Annotated in this window: 24 protein-coding genes; 5 read left to right on the plus strand and 19 right to left on the minus strand. The window is 30.9% G+C overall.

Translation table 11 applies throughout. The features are described from left to right. Nucleotides 1-149 precede the first annotated feature (149 nt). Complete coding sequence (locus ACOSP6_RS15870) at nt 150-350, plus strand: hypothetical protein (RefSeq protein ID WP_422095488.1); 201 nt, start codon at nt 150-152, stop codon at nt 348-350. A gap of 213 nt (nt 351-563) precedes the next feature. Then, a complete protein-coding gene (locus tag ACOSP6_RS15875) occupies nt 564-1,184 on the plus strand; it encodes a TonB-dependent receptor plug domain-containing protein (protein ID WP_422095486.1) in 621 nt (206 codons plus the stop codon). 115 nt (nt 1,185-1,299) lie between these two features. Here ACOSP6_RS15875 and ACOSP6_RS15880 read toward each other — a convergent pair whose 3' ends face one another. The 7 genes from ACOSP6_RS15880 to ACOSP6_RS15910 all read right to left on the minus strand — a co-directional run bounded on the left by ACOSP6_RS15880 (nt 1,300) and on the right by ACOSP6_RS15910 (nt 5,108). Then, nucleotides 1,300-1,770, minus strand: coding sequence for an SRPBCC family protein (locus ACOSP6_RS15880; RefSeq protein WP_422095485.1), 471 nt, complete (start codon nt 1,768-1,770; stop codon nt 1,300-1,302). A gap of 3 nt (nt 1,771-1,773) precedes the next feature. Beyond that, on the minus strand, nt 1,774-2,667 hold the full coding sequence (locus tag ACOSP6_RS15885) for a TIGR01777 family oxidoreductase (RefSeq protein ID WP_422095484.1): 894 nt from the start codon (nt 2,665-2,667) through the stop codon (nt 1,774-1,776). A 10-nt stretch (nt 2,668-2,677) separates the two neighbouring features. After that, complete coding sequence (locus tag ACOSP6_RS15890; RefSeq protein ID WP_422095483.1) at nt 2,678-3,049, minus strand: hypothetical protein; 372 nt, start codon at nt 3,047-3,049, stop codon at nt 2,678-2,680. Between the two features lie 2 nt (nt 3,050-3,051). Continuing rightward, entirely contained in the window at nt 3,052-3,396 is a 345-nt protein-coding gene (locus ACOSP6_RS15895; protein ID WP_422095482.1) for a hypothetical protein, read from the minus strand. Nucleotides 3,397-3,399: 3 nt separating this feature from the next. Then, nucleotides 3,400-4,221: a DCC1-like thiol-disulfide oxidoreductase family protein gene (locus ACOSP6_RS15900; RefSeq protein ID WP_422095481.1), complete on the minus strand. Its 822-nt coding sequence runs from the start codon at nt 4,219-4,221 to the stop codon at nt 3,400-3,402. A 3-nt stretch (nt 4,222-4,224) separates the two neighbouring features. After that, nucleotides 4,225-4,536 carry a hypothetical protein gene (locus ACOSP6_RS15905; protein WP_422095480.1) on the minus strand — a complete coding sequence of 104 codons (312 nt, stop codon included), beginning with the start codon at nt 4,534-4,536 and terminating at the stop codon, nt 4,225-4,227. Between the two features lie 65 nt (nt 4,537-4,601). Beyond that, nucleotides 4,602-5,108, minus strand: a complete 507-nt coding sequence (locus ACOSP6_RS15910; protein WP_422095479.1) for a GbsR/MarR family transcriptional regulator — start codon at nt 5,106-5,108, stop codon at nt 4,602-4,604. Between the two features lie 122 nt (nt 5,109-5,230). Here ACOSP6_RS15910 and ACOSP6_RS15915 point away from each other — a divergent pair, with 122 nt between their 5' ends. Together ACOSP6_RS15915 and ACOSP6_RS15920 are read left to right on the plus strand one after the other, a co-directional pair. Next, nucleotides 5,231-5,713: an RNA polymerase sigma factor gene (locus tag ACOSP6_RS15915; protein ID WP_422095478.1), complete on the plus strand. Its 483-nt coding sequence runs from the start codon at nt 5,231-5,233 to the stop codon at nt 5,711-5,713. Beyond that, a complete protein-coding gene (locus ACOSP6_RS15920; RefSeq protein ID WP_422095477.1) occupies nt 5,697-6,314 on the plus strand; it encodes a hypothetical protein in 618 nt (205 codons plus the stop codon). Before ACOSP6_RS15915 ends, ACOSP6_RS15920 begins: the two co-directional genes overlap by 17 nt. Before the next feature lie 104 nt (nt 6,315-6,418). Here ACOSP6_RS15920 and recQ read toward each other — a convergent pair whose 3' ends face one another. Both recQ and ACOSP6_RS15930 read right to left on the minus strand, forming a co-directional pair. Then, nucleotides 6,419-8,530 carry a DNA helicase RecQ gene (gene recQ, locus ACOSP6_RS15925; protein ID WP_422095476.1) on the minus strand — a complete coding sequence of 704 codons (2,112 nt, stop codon included), beginning with the start codon at nt 8,528-8,530 and terminating at the stop codon, nt 6,419-6,421. A gap of 23 nt (nt 8,531-8,553) precedes the next feature. Next, nucleotides 8,554-9,105 carry a TlpA family protein disulfide reductase gene (locus ACOSP6_RS15930; protein ID WP_422095475.1) on the minus strand — a complete coding sequence of 184 codons (552 nt, stop codon included), beginning with the start codon at nt 9,103-9,105 and terminating at the stop codon, nt 8,554-8,556. Between the two features lie 199 nt (nt 9,106-9,304). On the opposite strand from ACOSP6_RS15930, the gene ACOSP6_RS15935 reads away from it, so the two are divergent. Beyond that, on the plus strand, nt 9,305-9,952 hold the full coding sequence (locus tag ACOSP6_RS15935) for a DsbA family oxidoreductase (RefSeq protein ID WP_422095474.1): 648 nt from the start codon (nt 9,305-9,307) through the stop codon (nt 9,950-9,952). A gap of 79 nt (nt 9,953-10,031) precedes the next feature. Here the strand turns inward: ACOSP6_RS15935 and trpA are convergent, their stop codons facing one another. The 10 genes from trpA to ACOSP6_RS15985 all read right to left on the minus strand — a co-directional run bounded on the left by trpA (nt 10,032) and on the right by ACOSP6_RS15985 (nt 17,977). Next, entirely contained in the window at nt 10,032-10,799 is a 768-nt protein-coding gene (trpA, locus tag ACOSP6_RS15940; protein ID WP_422095473.1) for a tryptophan synthase subunit alpha, read from the minus strand. Between the two features lie 2 nt (nt 10,800-10,801). After that, nucleotides 10,802-11,212 (minus strand): hypothetical protein, encoded by a 411-nt coding sequence (locus ACOSP6_RS15945; RefSeq protein ID WP_422095472.1) that lies wholly within the window; start codon nt 11,210-11,212, stop codon nt 10,802-10,804. Beyond that, a complete protein-coding gene (locus tag ACOSP6_RS15950) occupies nt 11,212-11,610 on the minus strand; it encodes a hypothetical protein (RefSeq protein ID WP_422095471.1) in 399 nt (132 codons plus the stop codon). Before ACOSP6_RS15950 ends, ACOSP6_RS15945 begins: the two co-directional genes overlap by 1 nt. A 7-nt stretch (nt 11,611-11,617) precedes the next feature. Beyond that, nucleotides 11,618-12,796: a tryptophan synthase subunit beta gene (gene trpB / locus ACOSP6_RS15955; protein WP_422095470.1), complete on the minus strand. Its 1,179-nt coding sequence runs from the start codon at nt 12,794-12,796 to the stop codon at nt 11,618-11,620. Next, on the minus strand, nt 12,786-13,412 hold the full coding sequence (locus ACOSP6_RS15960) for a phosphoribosylanthranilate isomerase (RefSeq protein WP_422095469.1): 627 nt from the start codon (nt 13,410-13,412) through the stop codon (nt 12,786-12,788). Before ACOSP6_RS15960 ends, trpB begins: the two co-directional genes overlap by 11 nt. A gap of 194 nt (nt 13,413-13,606) precedes the next feature. Further along, complete coding sequence (trpC, locus tag ACOSP6_RS15965) at nt 13,607-14,395, minus strand: indole-3-glycerol phosphate synthase TrpC (protein WP_422095601.1); 789 nt, start codon at nt 14,393-14,395, stop codon at nt 13,607-13,609. 71 nt (nt 14,396-14,466) lie between these two features. Further along, the gene (gene trpD / locus ACOSP6_RS15970) at nt 14,467-15,453 is read right to left on the minus strand and encodes an anthranilate phosphoribosyltransferase (RefSeq protein WP_422095468.1); all 987 of its coding nucleotides are present in this window, start codon (nt 15,451-15,453) and stop codon (nt 14,467-14,469) included. Between the two features lie 100 nt (nt 15,454-15,553). Then, on the minus strand, nt 15,554-16,135 hold the full coding sequence (locus ACOSP6_RS15975) for an anthranilate synthase component II (protein WP_422095467.1): 582 nt from the start codon (nt 16,133-16,135) through the stop codon (nt 15,554-15,556). A gap of 1 nt (nt 16,136) precedes the next feature. Beyond that, complete coding sequence (locus ACOSP6_RS15980) at nt 16,137-16,583, minus strand: DUF6389 family protein (RefSeq protein ID WP_422095466.1); 447 nt, start codon at nt 16,581-16,583, stop codon at nt 16,137-16,139. A 2-nt stretch (nt 16,584-16,585) separates the two neighbouring features. Next, nucleotides 16,586-17,977, minus strand: a complete 1,392-nt coding sequence (locus ACOSP6_RS15985) for an anthranilate synthase component I family protein (protein WP_422095465.1) — start codon at nt 17,975-17,977, stop codon at nt 16,586-16,588. Between the last annotated feature and the right edge of the window lie 16 nt (nt 17,978-17,993).

Genomic DNA, 17,993 nt, shown 5'->3' on the forward strand with positions numbered 1-17,993 from the left:
TTTTTTAACTTTTAACTTTTAACATATTCGAAAGGCTCATAAAATCTGAGTTTTTAACAAAAAAACACATACTCATTGTTTCAGAAACACCATAAACCGTTGTAACAAAATCAGTTAAAAATCTTCTTACTTATAAAAGCATATAAAAAATGAGTAACAATTATTTTATCTTTAGTTTAATCTTTGCCACAGGCTTAGGAGCTTCATTAGGAGTAAATTTTGGAACTTTAACTGGTAATATTCCAGTAGGTGTTGTACTTGGTATTGTTTCGGGTATTGTATTAGGTTTTGGAGTTGGTTTTGCTCTAAAGGCGTATATCAAAAGATATAAAATTGACACAAACATATAAGTTATATACAACTAACCTAACAACTTAAACTTATACAAATCCTGAATATCTAATTATTCAGGATTTTTGATTTCTTCAAAAAAATCATAGAAAACTAGTTAATTTTGCCTGGAAATGTTAAAAATAATGATTTTTAACACCTTCTTAACTAGACTAATAGACAAATACTTATAAATATCGTATCTTTAGTTTGTAATTTTAAATCCCATAATTATGAAGAAGATTTACATTTTATTTTTACTAAGTATTTTTTTATTTAATGCTGAAACTGAATTACACGCACAAAAGCAAAATAAAATTACCATAACTGTAAAAGACTCTAAGAATAATCCAGTTCCTGGAGCAGTGATTTTATTTGATAATGTTCGTTTAAAAAGGTGGACTAATTCTAAAGGAGTTTTTAAAGCTAAGTTTGATAAAACTCCGAAAGAAATAAGTGCTTTCTCTCCGAAAGTAGGTATTAGTAAAGTTGCATACGACGGAAGTTCTAAAATAGACATTGTTATTGGCGACAGTAACGATCTTGGGATAAACAGAAGTCCAGCGTCTAAAAATGTTGGTGCGATACAATTTAGAAACTTTTACGATTACTTAAGAGGACAAGTTCCTGGTGTTAATGTAACTATGGACAATTCCATTAATATTAGAGGTTATAATAGTGTAAACGGAAGTACAACTCCATTGTTTATGCTAAATAACACACCAGTTGAACAGGAAGAGTTAGAGACAATTGTTCCAACAACAATAAAATCTGTTGTTGTATTAAAAGGGCCAGATGCTTCAAAGTATGGCTCTAGAGGAGCTAATGGAGTTATTGAGATTAAAACTTTCTAAAATTATAACTTATACAAAATAAAAAAGGCTGTTATATAACAGCCTTTTCCTTTTTAACTAAACTAACCATTTAGAAACTACATTTAATTCCCACGTAGTACCTAACTTTTATTTTTTAAACTACTTCTTTCCATCTATCAGATTCGGCATATAGTTTAATTGTATTATTTCTTTCAACTAAAAACTGCTTCATGTATCTTTTTAAGAACAGGAAATCTACTAACTTACCTAAAAAGCCAAGTGGACTTACAAACTCCATAACATCCACTAAGGTTGTAGTATTATTTTCTTGAGAGAAGTAATGTTCATGCTTAAAACTTTTAAAAGCTCCAGAAACCATTTTGTCCGCAAAATATTCTGAAGGACGACAACCTGTAACTTTAGATGTAAAATTTTGATAAACACCTAAATGTTTAGCTCTCCATGTTACCGTTTCATCCAATTCTATTAATCCCGATTTTCTTCCTGCGATAGCTTTTTCATCTGTTTTTTCTGCAGAAATTTTATGCAAATCAATGCTTCGTGATAAGTTAAATACTAATTCCTTTTTTGCTTTAATTTTTGTAAATAAAATAATTGTTGGCATAAGCTAAATTTTTAAATCATTAAACTTTGTAGTACCAAACTCGAAACCTAAATCAAGAAGATTTTGGGGATAAACTTTTCTACTTTTCAATAACAATTCTGTTTCCGTTCCGATAATCTTCGCACCTATATTTAATAACAGTTTTGGAGCATTTATCCCTACTTTTATTCGCAACTTTTTTCTTAATTCTTTCTGAAAACTATAATTTCTTATCGGATTTGGTACACATATGTTATAAACACCCGATGGTTTATCAATTAAATAATTAATTGCATTTACATAATCTCGCTCAGAAATCCAGCTAATAAACTGCTTGCCGCTCCCTTGCTTACCGCCTAATCCAAGCTTGGTCATTTTTTTCATCAAAGGAAAAGCTCCGCCGTTATTTCCTAAAACTATAGAAGTTCTTGTAATTATCTTTCGGGTATTGTCGAATTCATAACTATTAAACAGCTGTTCCCACTTTTTACATACATCCATAGAAAAATCGATTCCAATTTCACCATCTTTTTCTGTCATGTATTTTTCTTCTGAATGCTTATAAATAGTCGCTGAAGAAGACTGGATAAATACTTTTGGTGGAACATTCAAACTTTGAACTACTTCGCATAAAACGGCTGTACTTTCTAATCTACTATTATAAATAGCAGCTTTGTTTTTATTGTTATATCGGCAATTCACAGATTTTCCTGCGAGATTGATTAAAACATCTGCTTTTTCAAGGAATTGAGTCCAATATCCTTTCGATTTTCCATCCCAGTATATATAGTTTACATTCTTACAATTCAACTTTTGAGTTCGTGTTAAAATGTAAACTTGATTTTCTTTTTCTTGTGTATAAAATTCGGTAAGCAACTTTCCCAAATATCCAGTTCCTCCAGCAATGACTATTTTCATTTTCTCTTAATTAATTTTGTGCTCTAATATTGGCATCTTTACTTGCTTTTCTTCCTTTTAAAAAGAAAATGATGAAAAGAATCATTACTATTCCTAAATAAATTGAAAAACCTCCAACCTTTGCACTTAAAACTTCTACTAAACTCTTATAATTAGCTAGATTATAAATCTTAATTATTCTTAATGCAAAACCAATATTTAACAGATAAAATCCAATTTTAAATAGTTTGTTAGTAGCAAAAGCTATTTCTTCTTTTTGATTGAAAATATCGAGCATAAAAATTTTACTATTCTTAAATAAATGTTGAGACACAAAAGTTGTTAACCCGATACTTACTGGTAAATAAATTGCATAAGCTATAAGTACTAAAGTTGTTTCCATAATTACTTGTTTTTAAAATATGTGTGTGATATATAAATTGTGAATAAATTGATTCCATGTAAGGATCCGATTAATAATAAAATAAAACTAAGTCTGCTCGTTATCTCTTCTATTAATTGAAGGATTGTTTCAATGTTATTAATTGAATTTAAAGTAAAAATGACTATCCCAAGATTCATTAAGTAATACGCTGTTCTAAGAATTTTATTAATTCCTGTTGCAAAATTCACATCATTTGGAAAGAAGTTATTTATATAAACCTTTCCGTTTTGATAACAAGCGTTGCCAACATAGATAATTACGAATCCAGATAATAAAATATATGTTAGATACGTAGCTACATCCATCGTTTACCCAATTAGGATTAACGGCAAAATCACTACTCGATAACCAATCCAAGTCCAACTCAAATAACTTGGTAATTCTAAAAGTTGAATTCTTCTTTTATGTTCAAAAAACATTAAAGCTACCGTTCCTATAAAACCAATCATTATAACAGTTTGTGACAAGGGAAAGATCTGATTCAACAGCATTAACTGGAATAAACCGATGCAACCGAATAATGAAACGGTGATTATATTGCCTACATAATTGATTTGAGTTTGATAATCTTTATTACCAAGAAATAACAACTGAGAAATTACCATTCCTATAGCCAGTACAACCTCTCTCTTATAATTTGAATTTGGTAAAATTTCAATCAATTCCGAGAATTGAAAAAGTGTTACAACGGTAATTAAAAGACCAAAAACAACATAAAGCAATCGATATTTGATGTTGAAACTTGGAGAATATTCAAGGTTATTATCTTCCTTTTTCTCAGAAGGCATAATGACCTTCCTATTATAAGAGATGAAAGAATATAACTTTCTTAAAAGATAATTTACTGGAGTAAAATTTCCAATCTTCTCAATTATAGGAAATGAAAATCCAATAATTTTAAGTAGACTATCAATTCCATAAATCACCTGATTCTTTTCATTATCAACTAAAGCAATTTCATTTGCAGCTCGTTCAATATCAACAAACTCTCGTTCATGATTAGAGATTTTACAGTAAGGTTTTCTTCCTTCCTCATCAAGCATTTTAGTATTGATAAAAGTACTTGTATACGCATTACATAAAGGACAATCTTCGTCGTATAATATGGTGTGGTTATTCAATGTTTTCATAGTTTATTTCTTTAATTTCATAGTTTCCAGTATATAAGTAAAGTAACTAGCAATCAGCATTGGAATTATCATAAAGTTTATCACTGGAAAATCTTTTGCTACTTTATTTAAAGTATAAGTAATGACGAAATAGATGGAAACAACAAACCAATAAATTAAGATTCCATTTTTAGGTTTCAGAGATAATTTTTTCAAGAAAAAGAGTAGTATAAATCCAACTAATAAATGATATGCTCCTAACACTACTTGAGCATATACCCCTAATATCACTGTGACATATAGCATTAGTGTTAATGCGAAGATTACTCTATTCAAATATTTAGCTATATTAATAATTTTCATAGTTTCAGAAATTATTGAAAGTTTAATTGTAAATTTTTTTACTTTTTAATCATTCTGGTAAAATTCGATAAAAGCCAATGCTCATCAGCCTTAATCGCTTTATCCAAAATTCCATTTACTGTATTGGTAACAGTTGATAAATCATTCATTAACTTTTTGAAAGCTTCTGCTTCTTCTGAATCTTCCTCTACTCCACTCTTCAATTCATCTAGAATTTTCAGAACTGGCTCTATCTCTCTTTTTTTACGTTCTTTGGTTACTTGCTTAAAAAGTTCCCAAATATCTTTATCTGCAACGAAGAATTCTTTTCGCTCTCCAACAACCAATTCCTTACGAACAATTCCCCAATCAATTAATGCACGCACATTCATGTTCACATTACCTCTTGAAATTTTTAACGCTTCCATAATTTCATCTGCCGACAAAGGTTTAGTTGAAGCCAATAATAAAGCATGTACTTGCGCCATTGTTTTATTAATTCCCCAACTTGTAGCTAAACTACCCCAAGTATGAATGTATTTTATTTTTGCGTCTTCTAATTTCATAGGACAAATATAGAACTTAATTCTAAACTTTCAAAAATTATTGAAAATAAAATAATTTAAAAAATTTATATTTCCTGTAATATTTTAAATTCTCGATTTACTAATCAAGTAAATATTAAATTTTGAGTAACGATTTTTATACAACTTCTATACTTCCACATGCTGGGATAATCATAAAGATTTGTCGTGCATATACAGATTCTCAAGAAGACTTTGAAGATTTTTATCAAGAAGCTTGCTTGCAAATTTGGAAGACAAAAGATGCATTTCAACAAAAATCGAAATGGTCTACTTGGATTTATAGAATTACCCTCAATGTTTGTTTAACTCTAAGTAAAAAACATCAAAGACAAAATAGAAAAGTATCATTTTCACATGAACTTTCCGAAAACAACAAAGCCTTTGAAAACGAACATTTAAATCTACTTTATGATGCTATTAAAAAGCTTTCAGAAGTGGATAGAGCTATTATTCTATTACATTTAGAAGAAAATCCTTACAAAGAAATTGCTGCTGTTATTGGAACTAGCGCTAACAATATTGCAGTTAGAATAAACAGAATTAAAAAACAATTAAAAGAATTACTAGATGGAAAAATCAATTGAAAAAATATGGAACGAAGCCTTTATTAATGAAGAATCATTAATTGCTCCTAAAATAAACGATTTATACAATCAAAAATCGAAGTCCATTATTAACAAGATTAAAAGAACCTATCAATTTGATAACAAAGGATTATTACCAATGGCTGGAATTGTAACAATTGGAGGAATTCTCTTATCTGAAACTATTATTGGATTATATGGAACATTGCTTATTCTTGCACTTTATGTTTTCAATACTCGATTATTAAAAAGGTTTGAAAGTATTGATATAAAATCGGATAACTTAAACTATTTAAAAAGTTACAGAAGAATTATCAGTTCTATTACTAGATCAACGAAAAAACTATTCATTTTTGGTTTACCATTAGCCATCATGTCTATTTTCGCATTGGCTTTTTACTTAAAAGAAGATAGTTTTTTATCAAGGTATATTTCTGAAGATACTTCCGTTTTACAAGTTTTAGGAATCGGAGCTTTAATAGCAGTTTGTACATCAATTATTTGTACAGTGGCATATACAATTTCAACAAGAATGTTATACGGAACACTTTTCTCAAAACTTGATGATTTAATTATTGAAATGGAGAGTTTAAAAGAGTAATATAAAAAACGTCATTACGAAAAATTTTAATTTTGAAGTAATCTAAAAGATGATTACTTAAGATCGAAAAGATTCCTTCACTATGTTCGGAATGACGTTTTATTTTAAATTGATTTTTTCTGTAGAATAGTTAAACCTATTCTTATTTGTTCATAAGAAACTTCCTCACGTAAAAACTCAAAATAAGGCTTCAAGGCTGTTTCATTATTCAACACTTTTTTAGCATTTTGAATTAGCTTTAAAGTATTCACATCAATGAATTTATCAAGATTTACATCTTTGCCTTCTAAGTACAATTTTGCTAAATGTGAAAATATAGTTTGTTCTTTTAATCCACGTTGAATTGCAATTTCCTCGATTGAAAAGTCTTCTAAATACAACTTATAAGTTTCCAAGGTCGTATCCTTTTTTCCTTTCTTTTTCTCTTTAATAAAAGACTTAATTTCTTCCATAAACTCAGCTCCATACACTTCTAATTTACGCTGCCCTACTCCACTTATTGCTAAAAACTCATCATCTGTTTGTGGTCTTTGCATTTCTAATTCTCGTAAAGTTGCATCACTAAACACCAAGTAAGCTGCAATATCTTCTTCTTGTGCTATTTGATATCGAAGTTTTCGTAAACGCTCGAATAAGGTATCTTTTGCAGTTGATTTTTTCTTCTGTGCTTTCTTTTGAGCTGGAGTTTCTTTTTTAACAACTGTAGGAACTGTTAATCTAACTTTTTCTCCTTTGAATAATACTTTTTCTGAAAACTCAGTTAATTGGAGCGTATTATTCAAATGAAAAGCTATTTGACATAACCCTTGATTTACCAATTGAATCATATAATGTTGCCAATCTCTCCAAGAAATGTCTTTTCCTACACCGTAGGTCTTTAAAGTATTATAATTTTTATCTAAAACAGTCGCATTTTGAGCGCCACGCAAAACATCAATTACAGTTCCCATAGCTTCTTTTCCTTTTAATCGAAAAATTGCTGACAACGCCTTCTGAGCAATTAAAGTTCCATCAAAAAATTGTGGAGGATTTTTACATACATCACAATTTCCGCAATCTTCTTCAATTAATTCTCCAAAGTAACTTAGTAAAATTCTTCTACGACAAACAGTTGCTTCTGAAAACTGTTTCATTCGTTCTAATTTCGCTTCTTGTACTTCTTGATTCCCAGTATTGGCAATGAATTGTCGTAATTGAATTACATCAGCATAACTATGAAATAACAATGCATGCGAGGCCAATCCATCTCTTCCTGCTCTACCGATTTCTTGATAGTATCCTTCAATATTCTTCGGCATGTTATAGTGAATTACCCAACGAACATTTGATTTATCAATTCCCATTCCGAAGGCAATTGTTGCACAAATTATTGGGACATCATCTTTAATAAAATCTTCTTGAATAGTTGACCTCTCTTCAAAAGATAATCCCGCATGATATGCTTTTGCTCTAATTCCGCTTTGATTCAGTTTACTTGCTAATTGTTCGGTAGCTTTTCTACTCAAACAATATATAATTCCTGATTCATTCATTCTACCATTAATGAACTTCACAATTTGAGTAACTCTATCATTCGCTGGACGAACTTCTAAGGCGATGTTCTCTCTGTTAAAAGAACTTACAAAACGTGTGGCATGTGGAATAGCTAATTGCTCTAAAATATCTTCCTGAGTAGCTTTATCGGCAGTTGCAGTTAAAGCTACAACTGGAACTTCTGGTAAAGATTTTTTCAAGAAAGCTAATTGTTTGTAAGAAGGTCGAAAATCATGTCCCCAAGAAGAAATACAGTGCGCCTCATCAATTGCTATGCAGCTTATATAATTCTGATTTAAGATATTTTGCAAGAAAGGAAGACTTTCGGGAGCAACATAAAGTAGTTTTACTTCTTTATTTACTACAGCATCAAAAACACTTTGTTGTTCTTCACTCGACTGACTACTATTAAAGTAGGTAGCGGAAATTCCATTAGCTTTTAAGCTATCAACCTGATCTTTCATTAAAGCAATCAATGGAGAAATTACTAAGGTTATTCCTTCAAAAAATAATGCCGGAAGTTGAAAACAAATTGATTTTCCACCTCCAGTTGGCATAATTACCAACGTGTCTTTTTTAGCTAAAATATTTTCAACAATCTTTTGCTGCTCTAACCGAAAACTGTCGTAACCAAAGTTCGATTTTAATTTGAGTAATAAATCTTTTTCATCAATACTATTCATTCGACAAAAGTAGCAATAAACAACTATTCTTGATCTAACATTTTGTCTATTGATGCTAAAAAACTAGAACTATTCCAATCTGCTGCTCCTGATGTATCTACACGAATATTTCCTAATTTATCTAACACAAAAGTTCTTGGTATGGAAGTAATCGGTGGTAACTCGTTCAAATAATCACCATTGGTTTGATAAACTGGAAGTTCGTAGTTCGTTCTCTTGAAAAATTTCATAACCTCATCAGTACTTTCATTTGTTATAAAAACAAAAGCTACTTTATCCTGATACTTATTATAAAACTCTTGAATAGATGGTAATTCAGCTACACAAGGTGGGCACCAAGTTGCCCAAAAATTAAGAAACACCACTTTTCCTTTAAATTCAGAAAAATTAATATCGTCTGTGTTTAATCCTTTTAGTCTCCAATTGTAATCAAAAACTCTTGCGCTCTCTTCTACTTTCTCTATGGACGGACTAAAAGAAAGTTGACGTATAAACCAAATTCTACTAGGCTTGTAAAGCAAAAGAAATATGGCTACTACAAAAATTAAATTGGATAATGTAAGGTGTTTTTTCAAATCGTTATCAGATTAAATTCAAGCAAAAGTACTTATAGTTTTTTCTTTTGTCCCAGAACTGACTATAAACTAACAATACCATATTATAAAATCTAGTTAAAACTTTTCCAAATCTACTTTAGGATAAAAAAAGAAACATTTGTAAGATTGAACGAAATAAAACTACCAATAGAAAGAATTAATATCATTTAAAATATAGATGAAAGATACATTAAAAATAGATATCGTTTCTGATGTTGTTTGCCCTTGGTGTACCGTTGGATATAAGCACTTACAAAAAGCAATTGACGAATTAAATATAGCTGACCAAGTAGAAATTGAATGGCAACCTTTTGAGTTAAATCCTCATATGCCAGCCGAAGGTCAGGATTTAACAGAACACATAACTCAGAAATATGGTTCTACCAAAGAACAACATGAAGCTTCTAGGCAAAGATTAGTTGATGCTGGAGCTAATGTTGATTTTACATTTGACTTTTATGAGGGTATGCGAATTGTGAACACTTTTGATGCTCATATTTTACTAGAATATGCTAAAAAGTTTGGTAAGCAAACTGAGTTAAAAATGCGATTAACTACGGCTTATTTCAGTGAACGTAAAGATGTTTCTAAAGAAGAAGTTTTAAAGGAAGCTTTATTAGCCGTTGGTTTAAATGCGGATGAAGCTTTGGCGAAATTACAAGATGATGAAGCTCGTTATGAAGTTCAAAGTACTAAGCAACATTGGCAGAATCTTGGAGTAAGATCTGTACCAACCATTGTTTTTAACCGAAAAGAAGGAGTTACTGGTGCACAACCGATTGAAACTTTCAAAAGTATTTTAAAGCAATTCGTAGAAAAAGCTTAGGAAAAACAATCTTGACAAATAGAAAAGCCTCACTAAAATAATTTTAATGAGGCTTTTCTTTATAAAATTCTTAGAATTATTATCCTTTTATACTTTTTATAAAATCTGCTGTTCCATCCACTCCATCTTTGTCTAAACTTTTAATAAAAGCAGATCCGATAATTGCTCCATTTCCATATTCACAAGCTTTTGTAAAAGTTGTATTATCAGAAATACCGAATCCAATAATTAACTTACTTTTTAAGTTCATTGATTTAATTCTTTCGAAATAATCGATTTGCTGTTGAGAAATTTCACCTTTCGCTCCTGTAATTGATGAAGAAGCTACCATATAAATAAAGCCTTCTGTTAACTCATCTATTTTACGAATTCTCTCATCAGGAGTTTTTGGTGTGATTAAAAACACATTGGTAATTCCGTATTTCGTGAATAAGGCTTTGTAATGCGTTTCATATTCAACCATTGGTAAATCAGGAATAATCACCGTATCAATACCACAATTCACAACTTTTTGACAAAAAGCATCTTCTCCGTATTTGATAATTTGGTTTACATATCCCATTAACACTAATGGTGTTGTATTTTTATCTTTTAAAGATTGAAGTTGCTCGAAAACAACATCTAAGTTCATTCCATTTTTTAATGCCACAGAACTACTATGCTGAATTGTTGGTCCATCCGCCAAAGGATCTGAATAAGGTAAACCAACTTCGATAAAATCAACTCCGTTACTTCCTAATTCTGTAATAATTCTTTCAGTTCCATTTAAATCTGGAAACCCAGCTGTAAAAAATATAGATAAAAGGTTTTTATCTTTCTTTTGAAATATTTGTTGAATTGTATTCATTTTTAATGTGGTTTCTGTTTAGTTCTTTTTTCTTCCTCTCTAAAGAATTCTAACTTTTTTAATGCTTGCCCTACAGTTAATTCAGCTCCTCCTTCCATTAGATATGCTTCTTTTGCATTCATATGTCTAGCAGAATCAATTAAAGCTCTTTTTTCAATCTCTGTCAAGCCTCCTTCAAGAATTTCCATTTGATGTACAAGCATTCTATGTGCTCCCCAATTCTTAATAAAATCCTTTAGTATAGTATTAACAAAATTCTCTCCTACCTGATAATCTGCCCAAAGAATCCTAGCACTCGAAAAAGGTTGTATTGCATTTTTTTCAACAAACTTCCCCGACATTAAATCAATAATCTTCACTTTGTTCTTATACAATACTAAATAAATTAAGTTTGTTTTAAAGATTCCAAACATTATGATTTTTTAAAATTATTGAGTCTAACGATCGCTTGTTGAATTGATAATTCATCTTCATCTTCTATGACAAAAACATCTACTGCTGAGCTATGTCGAATTGCATCAATTAAAGCTCTCTCCTCTACTTGTGACAATCCTTCATTTATCATTTCCAACTGATGTGCTAAAACAATTATGGAACGTGAAAAAAAGCTTCCTAACCTTGGAACTAATTCACTAATTAATGAGCTTAAAAAACGTTCACCTTCCGTAAAATTTGCAAATAATATTTTTGAATTTGAAAATGGAATAACTGCATTTCTTTCAATAGACAATCCATTATCTAGTCTGTATACTTTTATTCTGTCTTTATAGAAAAGAATATAGATTGGTATTGGTTTAAAAAATGCTAGCATAAAATAATTATTCTTCTAAATGCTTGGTATAAGTTTGTAAATCTTTGTCTCCTCTTCCCGATAAATTAATCACTACAACTTGATCTGACTCTAGTTTTAACTTTGGCAAAACTGCAAATGCATGAGCCGATTCTAAAGCAGGAATAATTCCTTCTAATCTAGTTAATTCAAAAGCAGATTGTAATGCTTCTTTATCTGTTGCATTCATGAACTTTGCTCTTTTAGAATCAAATAAAAATGCATGTAAAGGTCCAACACCAGGATAATCTAATCCAGCAGAAATAGAATATGGCTCAACAATTTGTCCGTATTCATCTTGCATTAAAATAGTTTTACTTCCATGAATTACACCTACTTCTCCTAATTGAGATGTTGCAGCACTTTCTCCAGAATCAACACCTAAACCAGCAGCTTCAACAGCAATTAACTCTACTTCTTCATCTTCTAAATAATGATAAAAAGCTCCAGCTGCATTACTTCCGCCACCAACACAAGCAATAATGGTATCAGGATTTTCCTTTCCAGTTTTCTCTTTTAGTTGCCATTTTATTTCCTCTGAAATAATTGCTTGTAAACGAGCTACCATATCTGGATGTGGATGCGGACCAACAACAGAACCAATTAAATAAAAAGTTTCTGGGTTTTGAATCCAATAACGAATTGCTTCGTTTGTTGCATCTTTTAAAGTTTTACTACCACTTGTAGCAGGAACAATTTTTGCTCCTAGCATTTTCATACGAGCAACATTCGGAGCTTGACGTTCGATATCCTTTTCTCCCATGAAAACGATACATTCTACATCCATTAAAGCACAAACTGTGGCTGTAGCAACACCATGTTGACCTGCTCCTGTTTCTGCTATAATTTGAGTCTTTCCTAAACGCTTTGCAATTAAGATTTGACCAATTGTATTGTTTACCTTGTGTGCACCTGTATGATTTAAATCTTCACGCTTTAAGTAAATATGAGCTCCATATTTTTCTGATAAGCGATTAGCATAATACAACGGACTTGGACGTCCTACATAATCTTTCAATAAAGCTTTGTATTCCTTTTGGAAAGATTCAGACTCTATAATTTTAATATAGTTGTCTTCTAGTTCTTTTACGTTTGGATATAATAATTCTGGAATAAACGCTCCCCCAAACTCTCCGTAATAACCGTTTTTGTCTGGATTATATTTCATTTTTAAACTTTTTAAGTTTTTTTATAGATTTTAAACCGGGTTCTGTTTCAAATTTGCTGTTTACATCTAATGCTACACAATATTGAGATTCCTGCCTACGCAGGAATGCCAGTACATCTGGCACTTCTTGTAAACCAATTCCTCCACTTAGAAAAAATGGTTTTGTTGAAGGATAATTTTTCAACACTGTCCAATCGAACACCACTCCATTTCCTCCTCTTTCTTTTCCTTTGGTATCGAATAAAAAATAATCTACAACTGATTCGTATGCTTCAAGAATTGAAAAATCAAAAGTGTCTTTAATTCCAAAAACTTTAATGATTTCAACTTTTGGTAAACGTTTTTCCTCTCGACTGCGCTCGAGATGACTTTTTAACTCTTTTATGTAGGCTACAGATTCGTCTCCATGCAATTGTAAAGCTTCTAACTTATACTCTTCAGCAAGTGAAACTAAAATCTCCAAATATTCATTTACAAATACACCTGTTTTTTTTATTCCTTTCGGAATTTCAGGTATAATACCTTCAAAGTTTCTTTTAGATCTTTCGTAGAAAATAAAACCTAAATAATCAGGTTTCAATTCAGCAACTTGCCGAATATTATCTATGTATTTCATACCACAAACTTTTAGCTTCATACTTACTTGTCATTCCGCACTTGATGCGGAATCTTTTTATTATAGTTTACCTTTCATGAGATTCCCGTCTTCACGGGAATGACATTTATTCTCTTATTGTCATTACGATTCCGAAACTTTGGAAGAAGTAATCTCTTCTAAGATTGCTTCGTCCTTCCTCCTCGAAATGACGATTAACGAATTTGATTTATAAAGTCTAAACAAGCTTCTCCTGGATTTTCTTCTTTCATAAAGTTTTCCCCTATTAAAAATCCTTGAAAACCGTACTCTTTTAATCCTGTAACAATTCTTGGATTGCTAATTCCGCTTTCAGAAACTTTGATTGCCGAACTTGGTATTTGATTTGCTAAATTGATAGAATGTTCTAAATCAACTTTAAACGTTTTTAAATCACGATTATTAATACCGATAATCTTATTATCTAAATCAGAAATTTTATCTAAATCTTGTTGATTATGAACTTCATATAAAACCTCTAATCCAAGATCGTTAGCCAACTGTCCATAATTCTTAATTTCTTGAGCAGTTAAACAAGCCGCAATTAGTAAAATCACATCCGCTCCAATAGCCTTTGCTTCAACAATTTGAAAACCATCAACAACAAAATCTTTGCGTAAAATTGGTTTGATATTATTAATAGTTCTTGCTTCCATTAAATCTGCCATCGTTCCTCCGAAGAAAGAAGTATCCGTTAAGATAGACTGTGCTGCAACATTTGCATCTAAATATCCATTCGTAACTTCAGTAACAGAAACCTGATCATTGATAATTCCTTTAGAAGGAGACTGTCTTTTAAATTCTGCAATAATTCCTGTAGAACCTTCTTCCGTTAACGAAGCTTTTAAAGAAATTGGAGTTCTTTTAAACTTTGGACTTTCTACTAATTTTTTAACAGGAACTTCAGACTTTATTTTAGCTATTTCCTGCTTTTTGAAATTTATAATTTTTTCAAGTATCGTCATCATATTATTCTTTTGTCAGCTCGAGCGAAGTCGAGAGCTAAATTACTTCTCGACTGCGCTCGAAGTGACATTTAACTCACTAATTTTTGTAAACACTCTTTTGCTTTCCCTCCGAATAATGAAGATTTTGCTTCTTCAAAAGCAGCTGAAAAGTCTTTATTTGAGTCTATTATTGTTAATGCGAAGGCAGCATTTGTAAGCACAACACTATTTTGTGCTTCTGTACCTTCACCATTTAAAATTCTTTTGAAAATTTTTGCTGCTTCTTCTACAGAATTTCCTCCGTAAATATCTGATTGTTCAACACGTTGAATTCCTAAATCTTCTGGAGTTATTAATTGCTCTCCTTGCTTTGTAAATAATTTAAATCCTCCAGTTAATGAGATTTCATCATATCCATCTAAAGCATGAACTATTCCGTAATTTGTTCCTTCTTCTTGTAAGATATAATTGTATAATCTGGCTACTTCTAAATTAAATGTACCCAACAATTGATTTTGAGCGAAACTTGGATTTACCAAAGGCCCCAACATGTTGAAAAATGTCTTTAATTTTAACGCCTTACGAATTGGACCAACTGCCTTCATTGCTGGATGAAATTTCGGAGCATGTAAAAAACAAATATTTGCTTTTTCCAACTGAGCTTTTAGTATTGATTCATCATTTGTAAATTCATACCCAAAACTCTCTAACATATCAGAAGAACCCGACTTTGATGAAACAGAATAATTCCCATGTTTAGCCACTTTTTGTCCAGTTCCTGCAACTACAAATGAAGTTAAAGTAGAAATATTAAAAGTGTCTTTTCCATCTCCACCTGTTCCAACTATATCAATGGTATTGAACTCAGATAAATCAACTTTAAATGCCAATTCTAATAATGCTTCTCTAAATCCTGCTAATTCCTCAGCAGTTATTGGACGCATCATAAATACAGTTAAGAAAGAAGCTAAATGCGCATCATTATATTGTTCTTTAGCAATATCAATTAAAATCTGTTTTGCTTCACTTTTTGTTAATCGTTTGTGTTGATACAAATCGTTTAAAATCGCTTTCATTTTACTTTGTCATTCCGCACTTGATGCGGAATCTTATTATTTAAATTGTTATAATCTTGAGATTCCCGCCTTTGCGGGAATGACATTTTTTTAGATTGAATTAATTGCTTTTCACACTATCAATAAAATTGCGAACTAATTGCTCACCTACTTCTGTTAGAATACTTTCTGGATGAAATTGCACAGCGCTAATTTGATGTTTTGTATGACGGATTGCCATAATTCCTCCATCTTCATCAATTGCCGTCACCTCCAAATCTACAGGTAGATTTTCATTAGAAGCAATCCAAGAATGATAGCGTGCAGCCGGAAAAATTTCAGGAACATTCTTGAAAATTACAGCTTCTGGTTTTGTAACCTTCATATCTGTAGCTACACCATGGAAAACTTCGTTCATATTTATTATAGTTCCACCGAATACTTCCGTAATTGCTTGTAAACCTAAACATACACCAAAAATTGGTTTCTTTCCGGCGTAGGTTTTTATGACCTCTTTTAAGATTCCAGCTTCATCAGGAATTCCTGGTCCTGGAGATAACATAATTAAATCATAATCTCCAACTTCTTCTACCGAGATTTCGTCATTTCTATATACATCAGGATATTTATCCGTAATTTTTTCCACCATGTGAACCAAATTATAAGTAAACGAATCGTAATTATCTAAGATTAATATTTTCATTTTAATTTAATTTTTTAGGTAAATCAAGTTCATAATCTTCATATGCAAAAAAGGTAACAGGTAACTTTAAATCTTCCTTATTTACTGCTTCCCAAACATCTGAAATCCATTCACTAACGATACTGACTAAAGTTTTATTCAAATCATAATCAATATCCAAATCATCTAAAACAGGTACATCAGGCAATAATTCTTCTTCAACGTCACTTACATCTAGTACATCAGATATTGATTCTATACTTTTATTTAGAACATAAAGATCCGGTCCTGAAAGAGAAACCTGAACACTAAAAATTCCGTCAGCATCTTGTGATGGAAAAATAATAATATCTAATTCTTTAGTTTTTTCAGGAAGATTCTCTAAAACTCTATTTAGGTTCTTAACTGAAATTGGAAAATATTGTTCTAAAGCTCCTTTGAGTTTACTTATATAATCTTTTTCAATCATAATTATATTTTTTCAGCTAAGGTTAACGCCTTCTTTAATGCTGCTAGTTTATTATTTACTTCTTGTAACTCTTTTTCTTCATCTGAATGAATTACAATTCCTGCTCCTGCTTGATAGTAAAGAACATTGTTTTTACTTACAAAAGATCGAATACCGATTGCCAAGTTTACATCTCCGTTCAATCCCATAATTCCAACAGCTCCTCCATAAAATCCACGAGATTGATTCTCATATTTATCAATTAACTGCATTGCCTTATATTTTGGAGCTCCGCTTAACGTTCCTGCAGGAAAAGTATCTCCAACAATCTTAATTGGATCTCCCATTAATTTTCCTTGAACTGTAGAAACTAAGTGAATTACATGACTAAAATATTGTACTTCCTTAAATACTTCAACAGTTACATTTTCAGCATGCTTACTTAAGTCATTTCTAGCTAAATCAACTAACATTACATGCTCTGCCGTTTCTTTTTTATCTTCTGATAGTTTCTTCCCTAACTTAATATCTTCAGCCATATCTCCAGTTCTTCTGAAAGTTCCGGCAATTGGATTGATAATAGCTTTTCCGTTGTTGATTTTAATTTGAGCTTCTGGAGAAGATCCCATTAATTTGAAGCTTCCATAATCGAAATAAAACAAGTATGGCGATGGGTTTATAGAACGCAATGCTCTATATACGTTAAATTCATCTCCTTTATATTTTTGTTGAAATTGACGTGATAACACCAATTGAAAAACATCTCCTCTTTTACAATGTGCTTTTGCTCGTTTTACATTTTCAATAAAATCTTCGCTCGTAACATTAGATGTTTCCTCTCCTTGAATTTCAAATTTTTGCGTATTGAATGCTTGTGCTTCAATAATCGTTTCAATTTCTTCTAGTCTTGACTCTTCTCCTACTTCAAGGTTTTCTATCAACTGCATTTCGTCATTAAAATGATTAATTGCAATAATGAATCTGTAAAAGCTATACTGCATCATTGGAATTGCAGAAGGAGCGTCTGGATTCGTTAATTTAATAGTTTCGAAATACTGAACGCTATCGTATGTTGTGTAACCATATAATCCATTAAAAGATTTTAGTTTCTCTTCGCAATCTAAATCAATTCGACTTGTAAAATCTTTAAATAACTCATTGAAATTTCTATCAATTGGTTGCTTTTCAATCTCCTTATTTTTCAAAGAGATTGTAAAATCATTTTTATCAGCTTTGAAAGAAACAATAGGTTCAACGCATATAAAAGAGAAACTTTCTTCCTTACTATGGTAATCTGAACTTTCTAGAAGTAATGTACTCGGATATTTGTCTCTCAAACGCAAATACAAACCAACCGGAGTAACTGTATCTGCTATTTTCTGTTTACAAATTGTTTTAAATTGTAATGGCTTCATTTTAATTTTGGTCAAT

It is taken from the genome of Tenacibaculum sp. MEBiC06402, from assembly GCF_049239625.1.
Lineage (GTDB): Bacteria > Bacteroidota > Bacteroidia > Flavobacteriales > Flavobacteriaceae > Polaribacter.